This window comes from Tissierella pigra (genome assembly GCF_018917845.1).
Classification (GTDB): Bacteria; Bacillota; Clostridia; order Tissierellales; family Tissierellaceae; genus Tissierella; species Tissierella pigra.
This window is the reverse complement of the sequence record NZ_JAHLPJ010000001.1, coordinates 1,592,179-1,618,216: the sequence shown is the minus strand read 5'-3', so window position 1 is coordinate 1,618,216 and position 26,038 is coordinate 1,592,179. Positions and strand designations below refer to the sequence as shown.

Annotated in this window: 22 protein-coding genes; 4 read left to right on the top strand and 18 right to left on the bottom strand. The window is 29.2% G+C overall.

The window, feature by feature from the left end; translation table 11 throughout:
- Positions 1–99 precede the first annotated feature (99 nt).
- The 7 genes from KQI41_RS19270 to KQI41_RS07845 all read right to left on the bottom strand — a co-directional run bounded on the left by KQI41_RS19270 (position 100) and on the right by KQI41_RS07845 (position 9,755).
- Positions 100–3,306, bottom strand: a complete 3,207-nt coding sequence (locus tag KQI41_RS19270) for an FtsX-like permease family protein (RefSeq protein WP_195838020.1) — start codon at positions 3,304–3,306, stop codon at positions 100–102.
- A complete protein-coding gene (locus tag KQI41_RS07870) occupies positions 3,306–4,010 on the bottom strand; it encodes an ABC transporter ATP-binding protein (RefSeq protein WP_154441816.1) in 705 nt (234 codons plus the stop codon). Before KQI41_RS07870 ends, KQI41_RS19270 begins: the two co-directional genes overlap by 1 nt.
- A 287-nt stretch (positions 4,011–4,297) precedes the next feature.
- Positions 4,298–5,683 (bottom strand): IS1182 family transposase, encoded by a 1,386-nt coding sequence (locus KQI41_RS07865; RefSeq protein ID WP_154441216.1) that lies wholly within the window; start codon positions 5,681–5,683, stop codon positions 4,298–4,300.
- A 139-nt stretch (positions 5,684–5,822) separates the two neighbouring features.
- Complete coding sequence (locus KQI41_RS07860) at positions 5,823–6,584, bottom strand: MerR family transcriptional regulator (protein ID WP_154441818.1); 762 nt, start codon at positions 6,582–6,584, stop codon at positions 5,823–5,825.
- Positions 6,585–6,686: 102 nt separating this feature from the next.
- Positions 6,687–7,373, bottom strand: coding sequence for a P-II family nitrogen regulator (locus KQI41_RS07855; protein ID WP_229768609.1), 687 nt, complete (start codon positions 7,371–7,373; stop codon positions 6,687–6,689).
- A 1-nt stretch (position 7,374) separates the two neighbouring features.
- Complete coding sequence (locus KQI41_RS07850; protein WP_216585935.1) at positions 7,375–8,847, bottom strand: DUF1538 domain-containing protein; 1,473 nt, start codon at positions 8,845–8,847, stop codon at positions 7,375–7,377.
- A gap of 239 nt (positions 8,848–9,086) precedes the next feature.
- Positions 9,087–9,755, bottom strand: coding sequence for an N-acetylmuramoyl-L-alanine amidase family protein (locus KQI41_RS07845; RefSeq protein WP_154441822.1), 669 nt, complete (start codon positions 9,753–9,755; stop codon positions 9,087–9,089).
- Positions 9,756–9,988: 233 nt separating this feature from the next.
- On the opposite strand from KQI41_RS07845, the gene KQI41_RS07840 reads away from it, so the two are divergent.
- Together KQI41_RS07840 and KQI41_RS07835 are read left to right on the top strand one after the other, a co-directional pair.
- Complete coding sequence (locus KQI41_RS07840; protein ID WP_154441824.1) at positions 9,989–10,462, top strand: glycine/sarcosine/betaine reductase selenoprotein B family protein; 474 nt, start codon at positions 9,989–9,991, stop codon at positions 10,460–10,462.
- Positions 10,463–10,486: 24 nt separating this feature from the next.
- Positions 10,487–10,723, top strand: coding sequence for a hypothetical protein (locus KQI41_RS07835; RefSeq protein WP_154441826.1), 237 nt, complete (start codon positions 10,487–10,489; stop codon positions 10,721–10,723).
- A gap of 166 nt (positions 10,724–10,889) precedes the next feature.
- On the opposite strand, the gene KQI41_RS07830 is transcribed toward KQI41_RS07835, so the two are convergent.
- The 5 genes from KQI41_RS07830 to KQI41_RS07810 all read right to left on the bottom strand — a co-directional run bounded on the left by KQI41_RS07830 (position 10,890) and on the right by KQI41_RS07810 (position 17,758).
- The gene (locus tag KQI41_RS07830; RefSeq protein ID WP_216585125.1) at positions 10,890–11,921 is read right to left on the bottom strand and encodes a sensor histidine kinase; all 1,032 of its coding nucleotides are present in this window, start codon (positions 11,919–11,921) and stop codon (positions 10,890–10,892) included.
- Positions 11,918–12,595 (bottom strand): response regulator transcription factor, encoded by a 678-nt coding sequence (locus tag KQI41_RS07825; RefSeq protein WP_154441828.1) that lies wholly within the window; start codon positions 12,593–12,595, stop codon positions 11,918–11,920. Before KQI41_RS07825 ends, KQI41_RS07830 begins: the two co-directional genes overlap by 4 nt.
- 78 nt (positions 12,596–12,673) lie before the next feature.
- The gene (locus KQI41_RS07820; protein ID WP_216585124.1) at positions 12,674–15,187 is read right to left on the bottom strand and encodes an ABC transporter permease; all 2,514 of its coding nucleotides are present in this window, start codon (positions 15,185–15,187) and stop codon (positions 12,674–12,676) included.
- The gene (locus KQI41_RS07815; RefSeq protein ID WP_216585123.1) at positions 15,187–15,861 is read right to left on the bottom strand and encodes an ABC transporter ATP-binding protein; all 675 of its coding nucleotides are present in this window, start codon (positions 15,859–15,861) and stop codon (positions 15,187–15,189) included. The genes KQI41_RS07820 and KQI41_RS07815 overlap by 1 nt, the downstream gene beginning before the upstream one ends.
- Positions 15,862–15,955: 94 nt before the next feature.
- Positions 15,956–17,758, bottom strand: coding sequence for a MutS family DNA mismatch repair protein (locus tag KQI41_RS07810; protein ID WP_154441834.1), 1,803 nt, complete (start codon positions 17,756–17,758; stop codon positions 15,956–15,958).
- Positions 17,759–18,303: 545 nt separating this feature from the next.
- Here KQI41_RS07810 and KQI41_RS07805 point away from each other — a divergent pair.
- Positions 18,304–18,747, top strand: a complete 444-nt coding sequence (locus KQI41_RS07805) for a MarR family winged helix-turn-helix transcriptional regulator (protein ID WP_154441836.1) — start codon at positions 18,304–18,306, stop codon at positions 18,745–18,747.
- A 30-nt stretch (positions 18,748–18,777) separates the two neighbouring features.
- Positions 18,778–20,622: an ATP-dependent zinc metalloprotease FtsH gene (ftsH, locus tag KQI41_RS07800; RefSeq protein WP_154441838.1), complete on the top strand. Its 1,845-nt coding sequence runs from the start codon at positions 18,778–18,780 to the stop codon at positions 20,620–20,622.
- Between the two features lie 174 nt (positions 20,623–20,796).
- Here the strand turns inward: ftsH and KQI41_RS07795 are convergent, their stop codons facing one another.
- From KQI41_RS07795 to KQI41_RS07770, 6 genes are all read right to left on the bottom strand, one after another.
- A complete protein-coding gene (locus KQI41_RS07795) occupies positions 20,797–21,843 on the bottom strand; it encodes a DNA polymerase IV (protein ID WP_154441840.1) in 1,047 nt (348 codons plus the stop codon).
- A 4-nt stretch (positions 21,844–21,847) separates the two neighbouring features.
- Positions 21,848–22,672 carry a metallophosphoesterase gene (locus KQI41_RS07790; protein ID WP_154441842.1) on the bottom strand — a complete coding sequence of 275 codons (825 nt, stop codon included), beginning with the start codon at positions 22,670–22,672 and terminating at the stop codon, positions 21,848–21,850.
- A 111-nt stretch (positions 22,673–22,783) separates the two neighbouring features.
- The gene (locus KQI41_RS07785; protein ID WP_154441844.1) at positions 22,784–23,263 is read right to left on the bottom strand and encodes a superoxide dismutase family protein; all 480 of its coding nucleotides are present in this window, start codon (positions 23,261–23,263) and stop codon (positions 22,784–22,786) included.
- Positions 23,264–23,405: 142 nt separating this feature from the next.
- The gene (locus KQI41_RS07780; RefSeq protein ID WP_154441846.1) at positions 23,406–24,167 is read right to left on the bottom strand and encodes a hypothetical protein; all 762 of its coding nucleotides are present in this window, start codon (positions 24,165–24,167) and stop codon (positions 23,406–23,408) included.
- A 112-nt stretch (positions 24,168–24,279) separates the two neighbouring features.
- Positions 24,280–25,053 (bottom strand): hypothetical protein, encoded by a 774-nt coding sequence (locus KQI41_RS07775; RefSeq protein WP_154441848.1) that lies wholly within the window; start codon positions 25,051–25,053, stop codon positions 24,280–24,282.
- Between the two features lie 307 nt (positions 25,054–25,360).
- On the bottom strand, positions 25,361–25,930 hold the full coding sequence (locus tag KQI41_RS07770) for a GNAT family N-acetyltransferase (RefSeq protein ID WP_154441850.1): 570 nt from the start codon (positions 25,928–25,930) through the stop codon (positions 25,361–25,363).
- Positions 25,931–26,038: the final 108 nt, after the last annotated feature.

The window sequence follows — 26,038 nt, the reverse complement described above, 5'->3', positions numbered from 1 at the left end:
TTTATCAGGGTTTTATTTTTCAAATATTAATTATTTAAAACTTTTATTATGCTTTTAATGTTACATTAAAGACATTATTCATCATTTACTTACAATCTTCTAATCCACTGATTTTAAGGATTCTACCATTTCTACTTTTTTAAGTTTATAATACATCGCAAAGTTCACAAGAATTGCAAAAATTAAAGTTAATGATATAGAGAAAATATAACTCTTCCATTCTAATTTAAGCCCAAACATTATATTCTCCATTTCAACTGTTGTCATTATAAATCTATGCAAAAATATTCCCATTATAAGTCCTGTTAAAGCCCCCATAATAGTCAGTATAGTATTTTCTCTATATATATAGACTGATACCTCATTATCATAAAAGCCTAAAACCTTTATAGTTGCAATTTCCCTTATTCTTTCAGATATATTCACATTAGTTAAATTATATAAAACTACAAATGCCAAGGCTCCTGCTGAAATAATCATAACTATTACTACATAATTTAGACTTCGAATAGTATCTTCAAAATTATCTCTAATTGAAGTATTAAAGCTTATGCTACTTATTCCTTCCTTCTTTATTAATTCTCTAGATAGTTCATATTCGAATTCTTTAGATGTATCAGATAAAATTCCAATGGCCTGATTAAATTCTACTGGTATTTTGAAAATCTCCTCATAGTACTCTGGGGATATATATACATAATTAAAAGTATAATTTTCTGTAATTCCAGTTACTTTAACTTTTGCTTCATCTTTTTCTTTATTTATTAAAGTTATCTCATCTCCTACAGATACATTTAAACTTCTACTTATCTGTTCAGTTATTACTACTCCTTTTTCCTCAATAGTAAGTTCTTTGCCTCCTTTACGATTTTGCAAATGGATAAACTTATTTATGTTGATTCTGTCCTTTGGAGTAATTATAGATATATCCTTTTCCATTGTATCTAATATAATAGTTCCACTTTCCATGGAAATTAGTTCATAATCTATTATGCTTTTATTTTCTTCTAAATGTTTTTCTCCATTATCTTCTAATCCTATAGTTACATCATAAGTAAATAGATTTCCAAATTGCCTATTTACTACAGTTTTAATAGAATCCTTTATTCCAAAAGCAGTAAGCATCAAAGCTGTACAACCTGCTATTCCAAATATAGTCATAAAAAATCTTCTCTTATATCTAAATATATTTCGAATACTAACTTTGTAACTAAAATTAAATCTATTCCAAATAAAAGGTATTTTTTCAAGAAGTATTCTCTTTCCAAGCCTCGGTGCTTTTGGTCTCATTAAAGAAGATGGATTGTCTTTCAACTCATTGTTACAAGAAATAAATGTAGTCATTGTAGTTAATCCTATGGCTCCTAAAGATATAAAAGCAGCCAAAGCCACATTGAATTTAAGTATTACAGGTGGCAGTATATACATGATTCCATAAGCATTAAATATAATAGTTGGAAATAGAGTATACCCTATGAGAATTCCAATTATACAGCCTAATATAGTTGCTGTTAAGGCATAGAATATGTATTTAAATGCAATATCACTTTTATTGTATCCCAGAGCCTTTAAAGTCCCTATATTTGTCCTTTGTTCATCTACCATTCTTGTCATAGTAGTTAGACATACTAAGGCTGCAACTAAAGCAAAGAAAACTGGAAAAACTTGAGATATGGCATTTATTCTATCAGCAGCTCCACCATAGTCTACATAAGAGTAATGTGACTTTCTATCTAACACATACCATTTAGCTTTTTCAATTTTCTTTAAATCATTTTCACCTTCTTGTATTTTTTTCCAAGCATCTTCAAATTCCTTTTCAGCTTTTTCTTTAGAATCATTATATTCTTTTTCTGCTTCTATTAAATCCTTTTTTCCTCTTTCTAATTTTTCTCTAACTTTTGCTATTTCCAAAATACCTTCTTCTTCTCCTTTTTTAAGGCTTAATTTTTCAGTTTCAATTCTTTTTTTTGATGAATTTAATAGTTCTTTAGTCTTTTTAAGTTCCTTTTCTGCATTTAAAACCTTCTCTTTATTTCTTGCTAACTCTGTCCTACCATTTTCAACTGCTGCCTTTACCCCTTGTAAAGTTCCTTTTGCAGTTTGTAATTCTACGAGTAACTTTTCTTTTTCTTCCTGTGTAATTAAAGGATTTTCTAAATTATTATTAATTTGTGATATTTGTTTTTCTAAAAGAGATATGCTTTCTTCTCCCTTTTTTATTTCATTTTCAGCCTGTAAAAAGCCTTTCTCTGCTAATATTTTATTTTCATTAAAAGTTTCAAGACCTTTTTCATATTCTTCTTCACCTTTTAATAATTCTTTTTCTGCCTGTTCTACTTTTTCTTTACCTTCCTTTATAGATAATTTAAATTTTAATTCATTAGCTTTAAGCTGTTTTTCTCCATTATCTATTTCTTTCTTTGCATCTTTCAATTCCTCTAAAGCCTCTTCCAACTTCTTGTTAGCATCTGCTTTCTCATCAAAATATTCTCTTTTGCCTTCTTCTAATTCTTCCTGCGCATCTATTAGAATTTCCTCATATCTAATCTTTTCTCTTATTTTAGCTAAATCTTTTATTTTATCTGTAACTGGATTAACTATATCAAAATATTCTTTATCATAGGAATTTAAATTCTTAGCATCTTCCACAGTAAGTAAAATATCTGTATATACATCTAATTTAAAATTTTCTTTAGGAATCATAATAAAATCTCTTACTTGACCATTTCCAATATTACTGCTTCCCTTTTCAAATGATAAATAGTATGGAGTTTGAACAGCACCTACTACTATAAATTCTGTATTCTCTAAGGTCTCAGACAGTTCTTCTTCTTTACCTGAAAAAAGCTTAACTTTAGAGCCTATAGGAACTCTTGTAGAATTATCCTTTCCTGCTTCAATTACACATTCATCAATTTTTTCTGGTAATCTTCCTTTTATTAATTTTACATCATTTATCTTATTAAAGGAATCAATTCCATGAAGTCTAATTACCACTTCTTTTTCATCATATTCTGCCAAGGTATCTATGACATAAGTCCCTATGCTTTCTTTTATACCCTCAGTTTTACTTATTTCCTTTAAATCATCATCTGTTAATCCTAAAGTAGATAATATTCTTATATCCATTAAATTATAATCATCATAATATCTATCAGCTGTATATTCCATAACTTTTGGAGAAACTTTTACTCCTGAAAAAAATGCAACTCCTAATGTAATAATAGCGACAATAGATATAAATCTACCTATGGACTTCCTAATATCCCTTATCATATCTTTTATTAATGCAGATTTTTTCACTACCATTCAATCCTTTCTACTGGAGTTGGATTTTGGTTTTTTACTTGACTTTCTATCATTCCATTTTTAACTTTAATAACCTTGTCTCCCATGGGAGTTATTGCTAGATTATGAGTTATTACAACTACTGTCATTCCCATATTTCTACAAGTATCCTGAAGTAATTTTAAAATAGCTTTTCCTGTATTATAGTCTAAAGCTCCTGTTGGCTCATCACATAAAAGCAACTTAGGATTTTTAGCCAAAGCACGAGCTATGGCTACTCTTTGTTGTTCTCCACCTGATAGCTGGGCTGGAAAATTTCCCTTTCTATGACTAAGACCTACAGCCTCTAATACCTCTTCAGTATCTAATGGATTGTTACATATTTGAGTTGCTAATTCCACATTTTCTATGGCAGTTAAATTTTGAACTAAATTATAAAATTGGAATACAAAACCTATATCATGTCTTCTATAAGTTATAAGTTCCTTATTAGTAAAGGATGTTATTTCTTTAGAATCTACAATGACTTTTCCAGATGTTGCTATATCCATACCTCCTAATATATTTAATATTGTACTTTTACCAGCACCACTAGCTCCTGCTATAACAACAAACTCCCCTTTATCAATGGAAAAACTTGCTCCAGACAGAGCTTCAATCTTCACTTCTCCCATTTGATATAATTTTTTTACATTTTGAAAATCAATATATTTTTCCATCTTTGTCTACTCCTTAATTAATGATATATATTCTTTATTTTTTAAATATAATTCTTAATAATAAAAACATCTATAATATAGAGTCTATCATATTTTATCAATATGTTAACTATAATTTAAAGAGAAGAAACAATTAATTTAAATTAATTGCTTCTTCTGAGACTATCGAAAAAAGCCTTAATTTCTTAAGAAAAGTAAGAAATTAGGCTTTTTTCTCCTTATATAATTAAATTTATTAAATTTTAATTGAAGTTACCCTATATTTAATGGCTTTTCTGGTATTATCACTATTCCTTTTCCTGCTTGTCCAGCAGTCTTGCAATCTTTTTGACATTATAAGCAGCCCCTGTCACTAGGACTTGAGCTTTTACTGCATGTGAGCCACGATAATGTGCATATCTCATACCCATCAATTCTTTTAAATCTGCAAATGCCCTTTCAACGGTTTCTTTCCTTCGTTGATAAAGACTTTTGCCCTTTTCTGTCTTCATGAAAGAGCGAACTTCATCGGCATAATGTTCTTTGATATGTCGTCTAATTATCCTTGTTTGCTCTGAGGAAATTTCTCCTGTGGTATTACTTTCGTATAAACATTTATCGCGTTTAGGACATTTATTACAAATGTTTTTATCACTTTCATACTCCACATAACCTTGTCGTGTTGTAGTTTTATATTTTAATTCTTCTCCTTCAAAGCAACGATATATATCTTCTTCTGGGTAGTATTCAAACCAATACTTTGATTTTTTACCTTTTTTTCCTGCATATTTTCTTGGTCCAATTACTGGTGTTATTCCTTTAGTACTTAGTTCTTCTATTATATCTAGATTAAAATATCCTGCATCTGCACCTGCATACTTTGGAGCTAAATTTAGTTTTTTAAACATGTCCTCTAGGTTATCTATATATACTGTGCTATCATGAACATTGCCTGGTGTTACGTGTGCACTTAGTAGTATATTATTTGAGCTATCAACTGTGCCATGAACCAAATGATAAAATCCTATTGGTTTTCTGTCTCGATGCATATATCCACTATCAGGATCGGTCTTACTTACTTTTCTTGAATGAACTTCTATTTTAGAATCTGCTGGCTTTAAGGCTTTCTGATCTTTACTAATTCGCTTATCGTTTATTAACATTAGTAACGACTCATCTTCTTCTATTACACGTTCTTCTGTTACATTTTCAAACTTTGAGTTACTAGCATTAGCCTTTACATGTGTCGAATCGGTATATACAATTTTTCCCTCTACAAATCCGTGGTCTATAGCCATTAGTACTATTTCGTTAAATATATCTTCGTATATTGTTGAATCTTTGAATCTTACTGCTCTATTATGGCTTATGGTTGAATGGTCTGGTATGGATTCAGTTAATCCATATCCTAAGAACCAACGGTAAGCCATATTATGATGTATTGCATCTACTAGCTTTTCTTCGGAACGGATGCCATCAAGTGCTTGAATAAGTGACATTTTAAACAATACTACAGGGTCAATTGATGGTCTACCTCTATCTTCTGCATAATATGGCTCAACTAAGTCATAGATAAAGTCAAAGTTAATGTGTTTATCTATTTTTCTTAAGTCATGATCTGGTTTTACTAACTGTTCTAACATTACTAATTCCAATTCAAATTGTTGATTCTTTCTTTTGCCTCTTGTCATCATAATATATCACCTCATATACTATATACGACATAAAAAAAGAAAATCCTTTTTGAATTTAGGATTTTCTTAAAAATATTTTACTTTTTCGATGAACTCAGAAGAAACAATTAATTTAAATTAATTGCTTCTTCTCTTTAGTTTAGTCTATTTTAGCATAAATATAAACTGCATCTCTTAAAAATTCTGCTAACCCAGGTTGTTCCCTATCATAATATTCTTTGAATCTTTCATCATCAACATACATTTGAGCAAGACTAGCATGGGCTTCTTTAGTATAAAAATCCCAAAAATAGCTTAACCATTGACGATGTAAATCTACTGCTTTTTGTGCTAGTTCCCCTGATGGATTTTTAGTATAATATGCTAATTTTAATGTGTCTATAACATTAGCACTAAGTTCTTGTAGCTCTTTATACTGCTTTTCAGTCATATTTTTTAACATTTCATTTGATTTATCTACCTTGTCATCTCCATACTTTTCTCTAGCCTCTCTACCAAACTTTTCTTCATTACTATTAATCATTTTTTGTTTAAAACCTTCAAATTTTTCTTTATCACTCATTTTAATTCTCCCTTCTTTTAATGCTATAGTCTTATTAACATTGGATATTAATAAATCTATTTTTTCTCTTTGATGAAGGAGCTTTTCACGGTGCTGTATAAGTGCCGTTGACTCATCAAAAGAATCTGATGCTACTATATTTTTTATACTCTCTAAATCCATACCTAATTCCCTATAGAATAATATCTGTTGTAATCTATCAACTTCTTTACTTCCATATATTCGGTATCCCGATGAATTAATTCTTGCTGGTTTAAGAATTCCTATTTCATCATAGTATCTAAGTGTTCTACTGCTGATTCCTGCTAAATTAGCCAATCTTTGCACTGTATATTCCATTTCGTTCACCTCCTTCTAAATCTACTATAAACCTTTACGTTACGTCAATGTCAATAAACAAAAAACCAGTTAAGAAAATAAAATTTCTCAACTGGCTCTCATTTAATTTAAATCTTTAGATTGAAATAACCCTGAAGTTTTATTGACGTCCATAATGAACATTATACCTTTACCTGGTTCGTCAAGATTCATAGCTTCTTTTATGACTTTTGCTATTTTATTTGATTTTTCTTTTTCAACTATTAGCATAACTATTTCTTTCTCTGGTTCAATATTCATTGAAAAAAACATAACATTTTCATGTATTCCGGAACCTCTTGCATTAATAATAGTAGCACCCCTTGCTCCTGCTGAAGTAGCAGCATCTACAACTTCTTCTCCAAGACCTCTTTCTACTATAGTAAATATTACTTCATATTCCATCTCATCTTTTCCTCCTATTCTTAGGTCTCCATCAGACTCACCATAATTTTTTATACCTAAAACTTTCTTTACAGGCGAAGAGAAGATTATTCCATGATTAGGCTTATCTAAGTGAAGTTTTTGAGTTAAAACTTCATGAATTTTGTCTTCAAGCCCACTTTCTGAAATCATCAATACTATTTCTTTCTTTACCTCATTAAGTCCCAATATTTCTAAAATATGATTTTTCACTGTTCCTCTTCCTAAGAAAATAGTTCCCCCTGCTACACCAATTTTTTTTGCCTCTTTTAAAACTTTACTTCCACTTCCTAAATTTACTATAACAGCGGATAAAACTAATTCTTTATTGATCATATCTAGGTTCAATTTAGTTCAACTCCTTTTTTCCAGCCTTACGATCATATACTAGACCTAATATTTGTATAGCAATTAAAGGCGTCAGTGCTACCATGGCAATTACACCAAAGGCATCCATTAATACGTCTGCTCCTTCTACTGCTTCTGCTACACCTTGAGCAAATGCCAATATAAAAGTAGCCGTCATTGGCCCAGAAGCTACTCCACCTGAGTCAAAGGCAATACCTACAAATAGTTTAGGTGCAAAATAAGATAAAGCTATTGCTAATAAATAACATGGTACAAGGAAATGCCACAATTTAATACTTGGAATTAATATTCTTATCATAGAAAGAGATACCGCTACAGCTACTCCTATGGATAATGTATATAATATTACTTTTTTCTTAATATGTCCACTTGTAACATCTTCAATCTGCTCATTTAATACATATACTGCTGGCTCTGCAAATATTACTGTGAATCCAAGAACAAACCCTATTGCTATAACAAGCCAATTCTTATCAAGAGATGCAGCAGCATGGCCTATGGCAGTCCCTGCCTCCATAAATCCAGCATTTACTCCAGTTAAGAATAATACAAAACCTATAAATGTATAAAGCAACCCCTTTAGAATTTTATTAACTTGTTTTTTAGATAGTTTAAAAAATATAATTTGAAATATAAAAAACAAGATTAATAATGGAATCATTGCCATCATAACTTCCATTGATAGTACAGGTATTTCATGTAGGAAGGAAGCTAATACACCCTTCGTATCAACAGACTGATAAGGTAAACTTCCTGTTAGAGATTTTATACCAGAAAGCAGACTCATTATTAGAACTGCCATCATAGGACCAGCAGAAGCTACTCCAACTAATCCAAAACTTGATTCTTCAGATTCTTTACCACCCTTTGTTGAAGACACACCTAATCCTAATGCCAAAATAAATGGTACTGTCATTGATCCAGTTGTGGCTCCGCCTGAATCAAATGCTATTCCTAGAAATTCCGTAGGTGCCAAAATTACTAGAAAAAATATTATGCCGTACAATACTGTTAAAAGTTTGTGTAATGGAATGTTAAATATAATCCTTGATAGTCCAACAGCAACTAATACACCTACTCCAATTGAAACTACTATTACGATACTTGCTTGTGATAATACTCCAGAAGTTACTTCACTTACTTGCCTTGCTAGAACTAATAAATCAGGCTCTGCAACATTTATAAAAAAACCAAGTATGAATCCAAATATTATAATAATCCATATATTTTTGGTCTTTGTTAAGGATGACCCCATTAAGGTTCCTATAGGTTGTATTCCTAGCTCTGCTCCAAATAGGAATATAGCTAAACCAAATATAATAAATATTGCTCCAATTATAAACTTCCACATTAAATTCGCTCCTATTGGAGCTATAGTAAAGTTTAAAATCAGCACTATAAGGGTAATTGGAAATACCGCAAGTGTAACCTCTTTCAATTTTTGAGTTAACATGTTCAAATAGTATCAGCATCCTTTCTGTATATAATATATATTTTTTAGTTCATAGATATTATATAATATAGATTATTTCCATGTAAACCTTTTTTTTCGATTCCCTAAAAATTCTTTTATAAAATTATACTAAAAATATCATTTTTAATTTAAAAAATAAGGATATTAATTACTAATATCCCCATTGCTGTGTTATATATAATTTTATCTTTAATTTTTCTATTTATGAATTATATTTTTTAGTTTTCTAAATTTAGACTAAAATAATATTCTAATCCATTCACTATAGAATCTACTACCTTGTCTTGATAAGAATCAGTTAACAAGAGCTTTTCTTCATTTTCATTAGATAAAAATCCATATTCAACTATTATAGCTGGCATTTTAGTTTGATTTAAAACTATTAAATCCTCTCTACCTATAATACCTTTATCAGCAGCTCCAGTACCTTTTACTAATTCGTCTAGCATAATTTGAGCCAACAAATCATTAATATTATTCTTTCTGTTTGGGTAATATAATACTTGAATTCCATTTATACTATTATTATTTTCCATAGCATTACCATGAATACTAATGAATACCCTAGCCTTATTTTCATTTGCTATCTCTGCTCTATGGTTGTTATCTACAAATTCATCTGTTTTCCTAGTTAAAATAACCTTATAATCCATGGATATAAGTTTTTTATATAATTTTTTAGATATTTCTAAATTTATATCTTTTTCATAATAACCGCTAACACTAATAGTGCCAGAATCTTTCCCTCCATGTCCAGGATCTATGATTATTACTTTGTTTGATGAAATAAAGCCTCTTTTTAGTAAAGAAAATCTTTGAAATACATTGAAAAAAATAAGTATTAGTACTATTATCAAAACAACTGCCCTAAGTCTTCTAAATATCATCTGTCTATCCCCCAATAATGCCTTTAATTTATACTTAATTGTATCATATTTTCAAATATCTTTATACTTTCAAATAAACTTCACTAATTGCATTTTTAAGTAGATTATCAAATAAACTAGTAAGTCCGGTATTCTTAACAAATTTATGCTAGTTTTTTCTAAGATTATATTTCTTTTATTAAGGTATATATAAAATAAAGTTAACCAAAAATAAAGTATAAGGAAAAATTCATATGATAAAAAACAATATAGGTTTAAAACAAAAAATAATTGGTAAAGTCGCAGAGTTTATGGTGAACAGTATAACTTCTTCACCTCCCATAGCAGAGGCAAACAAAACTTTAAAGGATTCAAAAGTAGCTTTTATAACTACTGCAGGTGTTCATCTTAAAAAAGACAGGCCATTTGATACTAATGGAGATCATACTTTTAGATTCATTCCTGGAGATGTTGATTTTGATGATTTGACAATTACCCATGATCACTATGATAAAGAAGAGGCTTTAAAAGATATTAATTGTGTATTTCCTTTAGAAATTCTTAGAAATCTACAGAACGAAGGATATATTAGTAATGTAGCTCCTCATAATTTTGGGCTTATGGGCTATATCCCTAAAGTTGATCTGTTAATCAATGAATCTGCTCCTGAAATAGCTGATATATTAGTAGAAGATAATGTGGATATAGCATTATTATCTCCTGGGTGATATATATGTCATCAATCTGTAGGATTGATTCAGCGAGAGATAGAATCCCGTGGTATAAGAACAGCATCAATTGTACATTTACCTAAAGTTGCAGAAAAGGTTAAACCTCCAAGAATGATGCATATACCATTTCCACTTGGCAGGACTTTTGGCAGGGCCTTTGATACCCAATTACAAACAAGAATTATAAAAGATTTACTTGATTTCGCCATATATGGTGAACCCGAAGAATTAGTTAGATTAGATTATAAATTGAAATAAAAATATTATTTAATGTAAAACACAGGAAAATTATAATTAATATCCTGTGTTTTTATCTTTTATTAGTGCAATAAAATTCTATATATTTATTATCTTTAATCCCTATGACTTATTTCTCTACTTTATTAAGATTCTTAATTATCTTCTACTAAACTATCTTTATATCCTATGTTTCAAAAGGTAGAAATACAGAAAATACAGAACCTCTTCCCAATATAGATTTTACTTTAATATATCCTCCCTGCTGAGAAACAATCTTTCTAGATAAAAATAACCCTATTCCTACACCATCTATATTCTTAGAATTCTCACCTCTATAGAATCTTGTAAAAATTTTGTTAATGTCAGACTCTATTATTCCATCACCTTTGTCCTGTATATCTATTCTGCAAAATAATTCATATTTTATGATTGACATATGTATTTCAGTATTATCTGGGCTATATTTTATTCCATTATCTAAAATATTAAATATGGCTTCTTGTGTCCACTTAGTATCATGATTACAGATTATATCCTTTTCACTGCTAAATGTAATATTAATTCCTTTCTGTTCTGCCTTTGGTGATACCATAAGTATTGCCTGCAATACAGTCTGTGTTATGGATTGATTTTTTATATTTAATTTTATGATTCCCGTTTCTAGTTTTGACATCTTAATCAAGGACTCCATAAGCCAATTTAATTTTTCAATTTGACTTTGCATATTTTTAGTAAATTCTATTCTCCTATCATCTGAAAGACTAGTATCTAGTAATAGTGAATTATATATATTAAGGTTAGCAAGTGGTGTTTTAAGCTGGTGAGATATATCTGAAATCAATGATGCTAAGTCATCTTTTTCTTTTCTCTGCCTAATATTATGAGACTTTAAAATATCTGACAATTTTATTACTTGACTTTGTAATTTTGAAAGCATAGTATCCTCAATTGTAGAAAAAATATCCTTTGGATTGTCATCTATTATTGATTCAATAGTCTGACTCAAAGCCTCAAGTGTAGTATTCACATTTTTAGACACTAAGAAAACAAATATAGTGCAAATAACTATTATAGAAACAGAGAAAATTGATACTAACCCAACTATTTTTATATCAAAATTGGAAAGAAGATTTGAAGTAATTCCTAGGAAAAAAGCAGAAAGAATTATTATTGATATAATGGTAACAATAACTAGCTTCTTTATGGAATCTCTCACCTATTATCACCCCATATATATCCTATACCAAATACGGTTTTAATAAAGATGGGTTTTGATGGGTCATCTTCAATTTTAGCTCTAAGTCTTCGAATATTTACACTAATGGTATTTTCATCTACAAAATCACCATCTATATCCCAAATTTTATCAAGTATTTGTGTTCTTGTCAGTACCTTCCCCTTATTTTGAATAAATAGTTCCAATAACTTTACTTCTGTTGCAGTAATAGGGACTTCTACATCGTCTTTAATAAGCTTCAGCTTATCAAAATCAAATATAAGATTTTTATAATAATATACACTATCCCTTTGTATAATTCTGCGTTTCAGCACAGCCTTTATTCTTTCCTTCAATATAGGTAAAGAAAATGGCTTTGTTATATAATCATCTCCCCCTGCTTTAAAGCCCTTTACTATATCCTCTTCTGTATCTTTGGCCGTTAGAAAAATAATAGGTACGCTTATATCTTCTCTAATATATTCGCAAAGTGTCACACCATTCTTATCAGGAAGATTTATATCTAATATGATTAAATCAGGATTATAATTCAATAATTCCATAGCCTGTTTTCCATTATATGCTGATAATACTATATATCCTTCACTCTGCAAAGAAAAGGTTATTCCTTCATTTAGTAGCTTATCGTCCTCTATTATTAATATGGTACTCATATAATCAAATCCTTTACCTTTTATATCACATATTATAACATGAAACGGACTATTTCTAGCCCGTTTATGTATTTAAAATTATTCTATTTCCCTCAGTCTTTCAACTACACTGATATTTTTAATATTAGTAAAGCACAAAGCAGGTATTATTCCAGAAATAACAATTAAAATAGGCATACATATAAATATTGGCAATATTGTAAAGTGATAACTAAAGAATGACATTCCCCCTGCATATGAGTTAACTCCAAAATAAATAATTGGTATACCTATTACTAAAACAACAGCAAAAGTAATTAAAGCGTAGTATAGTCCCTCAAAGATAAGCATTTTTCTAAGCTGTTTATTTGTCATACCTATACTTTGCATTGTTGCAAATTCCTGCCTACGAGATATAATACTTGTAATCATAACATTTATAAAGTTCAGTATACCAATTAAGCCAATAATAAGACTTAAAGTATATCCTACAGCATTGTAAGTGTTTACCATATCATTATACTCCTGTTCATAAACTGCCTTTGAACGATAGTCAAGAGTTGGAATTTCTTTTATTTTATTTTGAATATACTGATCCATATTGGGAATATATTCATCTTCTACGTTAAATAATGCAGTCATTATTGAAATATTGTCTGTATATCTTGTATATTCTTCCGAAGGAATATATATATTAACTGCACCTACAATAACCTTCCCACTATACATATATAATGGTAATCTATCTACAATTGCCATAATGGTGTATTCTTTATTCTGTCCTTCATCGGATAATATATTTATTTTATCACCAATATCATAGATGTTTATATCCCATAAGCCCTTATATATCACTGCATAATTTCCAGTTTTAAATAGCTCGTCATCAAATTCTCCGTGGATTATATATTCATTAAGTAACGGATAAAGTATATTATCTATACCATACATATCAATCCATATCTCTTTGTTTCTAATAATACCTTCCAAAATAGATTTGTCTTCTGTTTCTACTTCGTCTTTAGCTAATAGTTCCATTTCACCAGTAGTTGGTATGATTACTTGTTTGTTATATAATTTACCAACACCTTCAACACCTGCAAGCTGTTCTATTTCATTACATAATTCTTCTGTAACAGCATTAGAATTTTCCTCCTCAAAACGCCATCTATAAAAAGTAGCATCACCTATTGTAAAATCTGTACCAGCTTGCCCACTTAGGTATTTATCCATATCAAAACCAGAGACAATTGTATAAACACTATTCAGTAAAATCATACTAAGGGAAAGAGAAACTATAACTACAAAAGCCTTTTTCTTATTTCTGAATACATTAGAAAATGCCATTTTATATAGCCTTACACCCTTCCCAGATTTTTTGGTCTTTTTATTCCCATAATTGGATAGACCAGTATATCTAACTGCTTCCATAGGAGATGTTTTAGCTGCATATCTAGCAGGTTTATGGCAACTTACTAATACAGTGATAATTGAAAACAATGCAGATCCAACAAATATAATAGGATTTATTGAAATAGCAGAATGTGAAAATGTTAATATTTGCAGAACATATGGTAAAAGAATGATTCCTACTAAGTATCCCATAGCTAATCCAAAAGGAACACCTATAAAAGAAAGTATCATTGCCTGTTTTATAATTAATCTTTTTAGTTGGCTTGATGTTGTACCTATTGTTTTAAGAAGTCCATAAAATCGTATATCCTTCACAACTGATATATAAAACAAATTGTATATAATAAGGTAGCCACTTAACATTATTAAAAGTAGTAAACCTACTAATGGTATTATATTACTCAATTCAATAGATGAACCACTGCCCATATATGCCCAGTTTATTCCATATGAAATACTGCCTTCTTCAAAGCCACTATCATATAATATTTTAAGTAGCTTTTCTTCAATATTAAATTTATTATTGAGCATTACATCAAGAAGTATTGTACCTGTATAAGAACCGTCTTCTTTAGAACGTTTCTGGTCTATTTCTGAAAGATTTTTCTCTATAAACTCCTTTGATACACAAGCTGAGCTTGCCATGGATACAATATCACCTTCATAATATCCAGTTAAAACGAATTTCTTGCTATAATCTTTTCCATTAATACTATAATCGAAAGTAATATCCTGCCCCAATTCATATCCTAAACCTAGCATATCTAAAGTTATAGTATCTAGTACAATTTCATTTTCTCTCTTTGGCATATTTCCTTTATGAAGGGGGGATATAAATCTATATTTAGCTCCATTTTCATCTATATAGCTGATTTCAATTTGTCTTTTTGCAAGTTCTGGGTTTTCTGCAAGGGCTACTGGAACAGTTATTCCATATTCTTTTATATCCTTATGTTTCTTTATAATTTCGTATTCTTCTGTTGTAAGATATTTAAATCCTCCATGGTCCGAACTACCTACTTGTCTCATAATACTATATTCAATGGATTTAACCATGCTAATTCCTATGGTAAACACCGTTGTAAATAATACAGTTGTAAGTATAATAGCTAGGACAGCAAAAACATTTCTCATTCTATTAGTTTTAATACTGCGTTTTGCTAATTTTTTTACAATAGCTTTGTTATTATTTTCATACATTATCTATCACCTCTTACAATCTGTCCATCTTCAATACGAATAGTTCTATCTGCAAGTTGGGCAATCTCTTCATTATGAGTAATCATAACTATTGTCTGGTTAAATTTTTCACTGGTTATCTTTAAAAGACCTAATACCTCCTGACTTGTTTTACTATCTAAGTTACCTGTAGGTTCATCAGCTAAGATTATAGCTGGTTTTGTAGCAAGGGCTCTAGCTATGGCAACTCGCTGTTGTTGTCCTCCAGATAAATTATTAGGTAAATTATTGATTTTTTCAGTAAGACCAAGGGTTTTAATAATATTATCTACATGATTTTTATCTATTTTATTACCATCAAGTTCAATAGGAAGTGCGATATTCTCATAGACATTTAGTATAGGAACTAGATTATAGTTTTGAAATACAAATCCTATATTTCTACGCCTAAATACTGTCAACTGATCATCAGTCATGGAAAAAATATCTTTATCATCCACATATACCTTTCCATCAGTTGCCCTATCTAGACCTCCTAACATATGTAGTAATGTACTTTTTCCACTGCCTGATGTGCCGACAATAGAAACAAATTCACCTTTTTTTATCTCAACATCAACTCCATCAAGAGCTTTTACTATATTCACATCCTTGTCATAATACTTTTTCAGATTCTCTGCTTTTAGTATAATCATTTTAAAATCCTCCTTTAAATAAAAAATAGACTGTAATTTTCTTTACAGTCTAAATTATATAGTTTACTTCTTACAATCTTCTTACAAACTTCTCTTAATCATCTATTATTTCAATACCTACTAATTTCATTAAATATTTTGCATTGGTTGAAGTGGACCTGCCTAATCTAATTTTATAATCAAAATGTATTTTATTATCTTTATACTCCTCAGAAAAATGATAGTTTTTTATTCTATTATATTTATCCAGCACACATAGTTCTAAATCATGAGTAGTTATTGCTCCAATTACTTCTAGTTTATTTAGATTAGCAAGAACATTTTTGGCTCCCAATATTCTGTCTATGGAATTTGTTCCTCTAAAGATTTCATCAATAAGAAAAATCATATTTTTATTTTCCTTTGCCTCATTGATAATATCTTTTATTCTAAGAAGCTCTGCATAAAAAGTTGATATTCCATTTTTCAAATCATCTGTTACTCTCATAGATGTATATATACTCACTATTGGACAAGACATTTTGTCAGCATATACAGGTCCTCCACTATATGCTAATACTAAGTTGATTCCCAATGTCCTTAAAAATGTAGTCTTTCCTGACATATTTGATCCTGTAATAATAAAAATATTATTATCCATCTCTATATCATTTAGTATTCTTATATCACTATTTATAAGTGGGTGTCCTAAACTGTCTGCTTTTATTTTTAATTTAGAATTATCAATAGTTGGAAAAGAAATATCTTCTTCTATTTGTATAAAAACGCTTAGACTAGATAATGCTTCAATTTCTCCTATAACTTCAATCCATTTTTCTACTTCCACACCATATTTTTTCTTCCAATTCTCCAATAAATAAGCACACTCATAATCCCATAAAAATAGTCCATTAAATAAAAAGTATATTAAGGCATTATTATATCTTAGATTGATTTTTTCTGTAATTCTATCAAGTTCCTCTATTCCCAGTATAGATGAGTAGTCTTTATTAAATAAGATTTCCTTTAGATCCTTTAACTTTTTAGATTCAAATTTTTCTTTTTCTAATAGCTTTAATATATCTAAATAGGTCTCTAAATTAGATTTGAATTTTCCAACTGGTACCAATATTCTATTGAGTTTGGAAAACCCTATTACCCATAATAAATATTGGAGTAATATCAATAATGGAATCAATGAATATACTTCTTTAACTTTAAATACTAAAATTCCTATGGACAATGGTATAACAAATATTGGAAGGAAATGAAGAATCTTTTTTATTTTCTGTGACTTCATCACTTCTTCATTATTCTTAGTATATTCCATTAAGCTTTCGGGATTTTGTAATTCTTCTTTATGTTTTCTTCCTAGATATTCTAATTCTTGGCAAAAATCTAGTTTACTTCCCAATTCCTTTATGGCTTCTTGTCTTAAATATATTTCATCTTTATTATACTTAGATTCCAACAAGGTTTTTGCTAATTTTCTTCTACCATTCCATGTATTAGCTATATTTATAAATTGAAATAGAGATTTTTTTCCTACTATATCTAAATCAAAAGAATATTTATGTTCCTTATTTATAAATTCCTCCCCAATATCATTAAAATCAATCCAATTTCCATTAATTCTATCTAAATACTCATTATTTATATTTATAATCTCTTGTGAAAAGTTCAATCTATCTTTAATTACATTATGATATATTATTAAGCCAATAAATATTACTGTTAAAATAAAATCTATTACTGCATAAATTGCTTTATAATCTATCTTAATCATTACATAGGTAGTGGCTATAATTCCTATAAATACTATAAATCTAGCCATACTAATTAAATTAGATTTCTTACTATACTTTTCAATATTTTCATTTTCTTTCTGTATTTTCATTATAAATTTATCTTTAATCATTGAATCACCTCCTCTTAATTATACACGATATTTTCAGTAATTTCATTAGATTACAATTGTTTTCTAATTCTAAATTGTTTTACTAACTTATGAAGATAAAATAGGAGAATTGCACTAACTATGAACAGTGATGTGGAAATCGTAGACAACAATATTTTTTATCAGACAATTAGGATTATAGTTATTATTGGTAAAAAATACTTCTACTATTTTTATTTTATTTTCTGTTATAGTTAATATTATTAATGGTATAATGGAAGAAGGATTGTTTAGAAATATCTTTTGAAGCTTACAATGATAAAATATACATTTATTCAATCCAATTTTATTCAAGGATTTTCATCTGGAATCTTAGGCTTCCATTAAAATAAAATCTTACTAAGTTATAGCCATAAGTATTCACTTTTAATATACTCTAGTTATGATTCAGATAAAGTGAATTATATTGACAAGCTACCCTATAAGGTATATTATATATACAGTATATATAATATACCTTATATCATTATTGTGATATTCTTAAATATAAAAGGAGGATTTTATAAATGGATGTTTTGGAGTTCAAAGATCAATTAGTAGATTTAATGAGAGACGTATCTGTAAACATTGATAATGCCTTTCTTCCTATCGTTCATAAATACGATTTGACCCTTATACAAGCTCAAATCCTTAAACATATAAATGATGATCAAAATCATAGTATTGGTAGTTTAGCCAAGATAATGAATATACAAAGTGGAAATACTTCATCTATGTGTAAACAATTAGAAAAAAAAGGGTATTTAGAAAGACATAGAGATATGTCAGATGAAAGAGTAGTAAAAATACAGCTTACTGACAAGGGTATATCTACTATAGCAGAAATTGATAATATCTTAAAACAAATATACACACCTATATTCTCAAGTGAAAATCATGATGATATTCAAACTATTATACTTGGTCTGCAAAACTTAAAAGATTTGTTAATTAGGATGAACAAAGTATAAAATCTTCTATTTAGAAAGGTTGAAATATTAATGAACAAACGAAAAAATTCTAAAAAACCTTTAATTTTTTATTATGCTATTGTGATGTTAGTAATGATGGTTCTAAATACATTTGTATTTCCATCATTTTTTAAAAAACAAATAACTCAAGTTGATTATGGGACATTTTTAAACCAGATAGAATCTGGAAATATTAAGGAAGTTGAAATTCAAGAAAATCAAATTGTTTTTACTGTTCTAAGTGATGAAGATAAAGATGAATTGTTTATAACTGGAAAAATGGATGATCCTGATTTGGTAAATCGTTTATCTCAGCATGAAGAAATTAAGTTCTTAAGTACAATTCCAAAGGAAATGTCTCCTATTGTCAACTTTTTATTAACATGGATTATTCCAATATTTCTATTTATAGGAATTGGACAATTGTTTTCTCGTAATTTACAGGGAAGATTAGGTGGTAACTCTATGACCTTTGGTAAAAGCAATGCTAAGGTCTATGTAAAGGCTCAAACTGGAAAAACTTTTGCAGATGTGGCAGGTCAAAATGAAGCAAAGGAAGCTCTTACGGAAATTGTAGATTTTCTCCACACTCCTGAAAAATACAGAGAAATTGGTGCTCTGCTTCCAAAGGGAGCTTTACTTGTAGGTCCTCCTGGAACTGGTAAAACTCTATTAGCTCAAGCAGTTGCTGGTGAAGCTCAAGTTCCTTTCTTCTCAATATCTGGTTCTGAATTTGTTGAAATGTTTGTAGGTATGGGTGCTGCACGTGTACGAGATTTATTTAAACAAGCTCAAGAAAAAGCCCCTTGTATAGTATTTATTGATGAAATCGATGCCATTGGTAAAAAGCGTGATAATTCTGGTATGGGTGGTAACGATGAACGTGAACAAACCCTTAATCAATTGCTTACTGAAATGGATGGATTTGATGGTAGCAAAGGTGTTGTTATTCTAGCTGCTACTAATAGACCTGAAACATTAGATAAGGCACTTCTACGTCCTGGAAGATTTGATAGACGTATTCCAGTAGAGCTTCCAGATTTAAAGGGACGTGAGGATATTCTCAAAGTTCACTCTAAAAAAATAAAAGTAGAAAATGGAATAGACTATAATGCAATTGCTAGAGCTACTTCTGGTGCATCAGGGGCAGAACTGGCAAATATTGCAAATGAAGCTGCTCTTCGTGCTGTTAAATGTAATCGTACTAAAGTCAATCAATCTGATTTTGAAGAATCAGTTGAAACAGTCATAGCTGGCTATCAACGAAAAGGAGCTGTAATATCTACACAGGAAAAACTAATCGTTTCTTATCATGAAATCGGTCATGCTTTAGTTGCAGCAAAACAAAAGAATTCGGCTCCTGTTCACAAAATAACTATTATTCCAAGGACTTCTGGAGCATTAGGATATACTATGCAAATAGAAGAAGGAGAAAAGTTTTTAATGTCTAAGGAAGATCTATTTAATAAAATAGTTACTTTAACTGGTGGTCGTGCGGCAGAAGAAATTATCTTTAATTCTATCACTACTGGTGCTTCTAATGATATTGAACAAGCTACTAAAATAGCAAGAGCAATGGTGACTCGCTATGGTATGAGTGGCGATTTTGATATGATGGCACTGGAAACTGTATCTAATCAATATTTAGGTGGAGATGCGTCTCTTGCTTGTTCTCCAGAAATGGCAGCTAAGATAGATGTTGAAGTTCTTAAAATTATAAAAGATGCCCATGATAAAGCAAAGAATATTCTTAATGAAAACATTGGAAAACTTCATGAACTATCTGAGTTTCTACTGGAACATGAAACTATTACAGGTGAAGAATTTATGAATGTACTAGAACTACCTGAAAACAAATATGATAATATGAAATAAATCTTATGTTTTGAAATATAATATTATTTGAAATATCTTTAATAGGGATATAGTTAAAAACTATATCCCTATTTTTATAAAGAACATGGAAATTATCCTTTATATCTTTTTTATTTTAAAACTTACTATAACCTTCCTAAATTTCAAGAAAAAAGTTATATTATTAATGCTTAATTAGTCAAATAATGACAACTGTTCTAATTCTGATGTTATAAGATTTGACGCAGTTACACCTAATAATCTAATTTTACTATCTAATTCTATATCATTTAAAAGTTCTAATGCCATATCAAATATCCTTGGTAAATCATTGATATATTCATTTAAGGTTTTACTTCTAGTTTGTACTATAAAATTTTCATCTTTTATTTTTACTGTTATTGTCCTGCCTTGTATGTTTCGACTCTTCAAATCATAGGATAATTCTTCAGAAAATGTTTTCAAATAATTTATAAGTACTTCTTTATTATCTGTTATCTCTTCAAAAGTTCTCTCTACGCCTAAAGATTTTCTCTCTCGATTTGTGTTTATTTCTCTATTATCTATTCCTCGAATTCTATCATATATCTCTCTGCCAGATTTTCCAAATAATTCTTCAAGAAATTCTACTGTAAGCCCAAGTAAATCCTCAACAGTATATATACCTATTCCATTTAGTTTCCTAGCAGATTTTGGACCTACTCCATGAACTTTTCTAATGGGCAATGGAAGTAATATATTCGGTACCATTTCCTTAGTTATGATCTTTATACCATTTGGTTTATTCCAGTCCGATGCCAATTTTGCTAGAAATTTATTGTATGAAATACCTACTGACATGGTTAGACCTGTACTTTGTTGAACTTTATACTTCATTTCTTCAACAAGCTTTAATGGTTCTAAATCAATATGAGAAATATCTAAATAAGCCTCATCTATGGAGACCTGCTCTATTAAATCTGTAAATTCATATAAAATATTAAAAACGTTCTTTGATACCTCTTGATACCTTTTCATTCTAGGAGAAATATAAAAACCCTTTGGACATCTTTGCTTTGCCATAAATATAGGCATAGCAGAATGAATTCCATATTTTCTAGCTTCATAATTAGCTGTAGTCACTATACCATGATTACTAAGACCACCTACTATAACTGGTAATCCTTTAAGTTTAGGATTGTCTTCTTCTTCCACCGCTGCATAAAAGGCATCCATATCTACATGAATTATATTTAATGTCATATCTTTATTTCATTCCCTTAATAGTTATATTTGAAATTTGAACAGGATTAAATGCCCTTATTGATGCAGCACTATTTCCTAATCCACTATCTATATATAAATTTATATCATTTATTTTAAAAATTCCCTTGTCAAGCTTTGGGAATAAGCCTTGTCCCGGAGCTACAATTGCTCCTATTAATGGCAGTCTTACTTGTCCACCATGGGTATGTCCAGATAGGATTAAATCTTCATTTCCATTTAAAATACTTTCCACATTATTGGGAGAGTGTCTCAGTAGAATATTATAATAGTCTAAATTTAGATTCTTAATTCCTTCTTGATAATATGTAACTTCTTTATCTTCTCTAGACTTTGGATAAAATTTAAGACCAGTGATGTTTATGTATTCATTATTTACTATAATTGTATGGGAACTATCTTCCAAGATGATTATTCCTAACTTTTTCATCTCGTCTTTTAAATCATTATATAATTGATTTCTATTTTCATGATTTCCTTGTATAAAATAGATCTCTTTATTTAACTCTAATAATGCTTCAAACAGCTTGATTACAGTATCTAATTTTATATCTCTAGAATCTAGAATATCACCTGTTAGTACTATAAAATTTGGATCAAATTTTCTTATTCTATCTACCATATTTCCTAAGTTAACTAGATGGTTAGAGTGAAAATCAGATATTTGAGTTATTTTAAAATCATTTTTCACTTTTTTAGAATCTATTCTTATATTCCTCACCCTAAATTTACTTATCTGATCATAATTATAAAGAAATATAACCACTCCAAAAGCTATAATAATAAATATAATTTTCAACAATTTCACCTTTATCCTCCCATTAGAAAAATAATGTATCTATAATATATTAATTATATCACAATATCAAAAATAGTTAGACTCTAACTATATAGTTAGAGTCTAACTATTTCAATCTACTTAATTAGTTTTGCATATTACTCCACATCCTATACGCTTACCTGAATTACCAGATGGCTGAGTTCTATAATCATCAGGATTTTCATGAATTATAACTGATCTACCTATAATATCTTCTGGCTTAAACTTATCTGTAAAAAATCTCATTCTAGTATATCCGTTATTTGAAAATAAAACTGGAAAATCTCCGATATGATTTCCATGAGGTTGATTTGTTGGATTATAATGTTCTCCTGCAGATTCAAATGGATTATTAGGATCTGTAACTTCACATATTCCTTTTTCATGTATATGGAATCCATGTGGTCCTATGGGCTGATTATTACCTTTAGCAGGTTTATATAAAGGCAATCCCCACACTTCTACACTTACCTCTGTGCCACCTTCCACATCATCAAAAAATACTATACCATGTAAATTGGGGTATAAATTGCCCCCCTTTATTCTTGCGTATGCCTTGGTTCTGTTTTCATAGCACATTATCTATTCCCCCCTTCAAACTATAATATGAAGGGAGTTTATAATAGGTGTGATATAGATATTTTCATATGGAAAATAAGTAAAATATTTTATCTAAACTATGTTATTTATCATTTAGCTTCATCTTAATAATATTTAGATACTATTCCAATTCATTGCCGTTGGACAATCTAATATTTTCAATTTGAATGGTATTATCAATATATGATTTATTTTTACATTCAGTTATTATTTCAACACCATAGCTTTCATTATTCTGAAATGTAAGCTTTTGATTGGTTGAAAAGTTTATCGTTATACTTCTCTCATCTTCATTATAGTTTGAAAATACAGCTTTTATTAATTTAAAATCATTTTCTGTATATGCTCCTTGAACAATTACATCCTTTATCCCATATATCTGATTATCTCTACTATTTGGAACCATATACTGCTCCATAAATTCTCGTGCCTTGTTATCTTTCATTTGCTGAAATCCTATCTGTAATGGAATACCTTCAAAAAAAGGTAGATAACTATTACGCCAAGGCATTGTTCTAGTTAGTAAATTAAAAAACCATTTAAACTGTAAAAAAACTGGCGGTGTAATCTTTATGTCTTTTTTGATTAATGCCTCATAAATCTTATCCAAATTATCTGTGTCAATCATTATACAAATCAAGCCCAGATGTCCATTATTATAATGGTCAACCCATTCATTTTTCCATCCACCTCCATCTTCTTTTAAAATATGGATCATTTCAAAGTATTCGCTTCCAATCCATAGATTAGATGCCTTAAATCCTTTTGTTCCTTTCCCCCATGAAGGTTTATAAGGAAAGCCACTGTTTTCTATACTTTTAATGATTTGGATGTCTTTCTGGTACTTTTGATCTACATTTATGACAAAATGATCTAATCTCAATATCTTTTTCCCTCCAGCAAATATAATTATTCTTTCTTTATTCTACCTAATCTTTATTAGTTTTTACCCTCCAGAGATTACTGTGCAAGACAATCTAATACATTCCAAAATTTTACTCAAACAATAACCTAATAACTGACTGTTGTTCCTCATCTATAATCTTTCCATCAGGTGTCATATGAAATAAAATTTCATCCCTTTGCCATAATCCACCAATTGGCTCCAACATATGGTATGCACATTTTTTTAGCATTTCAAATTTTACACTTAAATCTTCTGTAGTATACATCTGGTTAATAATATTAAATAATTCCGGATTATTATTTTCAATATAGTTCAAATGTACTTTGGGCTTTCCTATTTCTAAATTTTTTATTCTTGCATAACATTGAAGAAACCAATCAAAAGATGAAAATATAAAATACTTAGAATATAACTCATTTTCATATAATCTATGTTCTAATTTATCTATTATATGTTGAAACGTGAACCTAAAAGTACTTATCTCATACTCTGATAAATATTCTGGAGCTTTCCAAGTCTTTTTTATTTTATCTAAGATGTCTTTAGTTATATTATTTCTATCAAAAAGTATTTTACAATTCAAATGGACCAATAGGAACTCATTTAAAGGAACATCTAATAAAAAATCATCTACAGATAAAATCATACAATCTATTGGTATTCCCCCTATATGGAAATGTATCCCTGTAAAATTATGAGATATAGGCTTGTTAAATATAACAGTTAAATCGTAATCTCCGCCAAAACCCATATCACTATGTGTTCTACCACCATATTCAACAATTCCTACAATATCATCCTTCTTTTTCAAGTGTTCAATGAAACTATCAATATCTTTAAATGAGCTAATATCCCTTAACATATACTCACCCCCTAGATTAATCAAATTATACTATTTTATATCTTTTAAGTAAATACAGTACTCCAAGCTACAGAACAATTTTTTTTGATTTACCATATGTAAAGAAGAAGTCTATATTTTGTATACGAACATTTTGTATGAGTGATGTAGCCTCAAAATTTTCATTTTCTTTCATATAATTCTTTAATGTTCCCGAAAAAACAAAAAATAGAATAGCTCCAATAATAATTTGAAAAGCAACTCTTATTAAATAGTCAACCTCACTGTTTTCCAACTTTATATGAATAGAATCCATCTCACCAATTTCCTATAAATCTTTTGGTATATCTATTGCATCAAATTCTTCACAAGTCATACCATAATATATTTCGTCATAAAACTTTCCATTAGTATAGACCATTCTTCTCAATCTGCCTTCTTGTTGAAATCCTAATGATTCGTGGAGTTTTAATGATCTTTGATTAAATGAATAGACATATGCATTAACTTTCTGATATCTTAATTCTCTAAAATAATATCTTAATACTATTTTGATTGCTTCTTTTGCATACCCATTTCCCCAATAAGGTTTCTCCAACCCAATACCATATCTAAATGTTCCAATTCTTCTATTGCATTCAAATGTATTAATATTACCTACTGCATTTCCATTTATATCCTCAATAATCCACCAGAACTCGTCACTCTGTGACTCACTTTTAATAATATTTTCTAACCTTTCTCGCATTTTTTCTTTCGATTGCGGAAAGTGTATCTCATCACAAAATCTATCTAAATCTGTATCTGCATCAAAACTTGCTTTGAAAAAACTATCAATATCTTTTAACTCCACTGCACGAAGCCTTATCTTTTTACCGACCCAATAATTGCTAGTCATCAATTTCCCTCCTTCTTCTGTATCTACCTAATATAATACCTTAAAACTTATTTATATAATTAATATATAAAACCCTCCATTACTGAACATGCCCCTGTCAAGTAGACA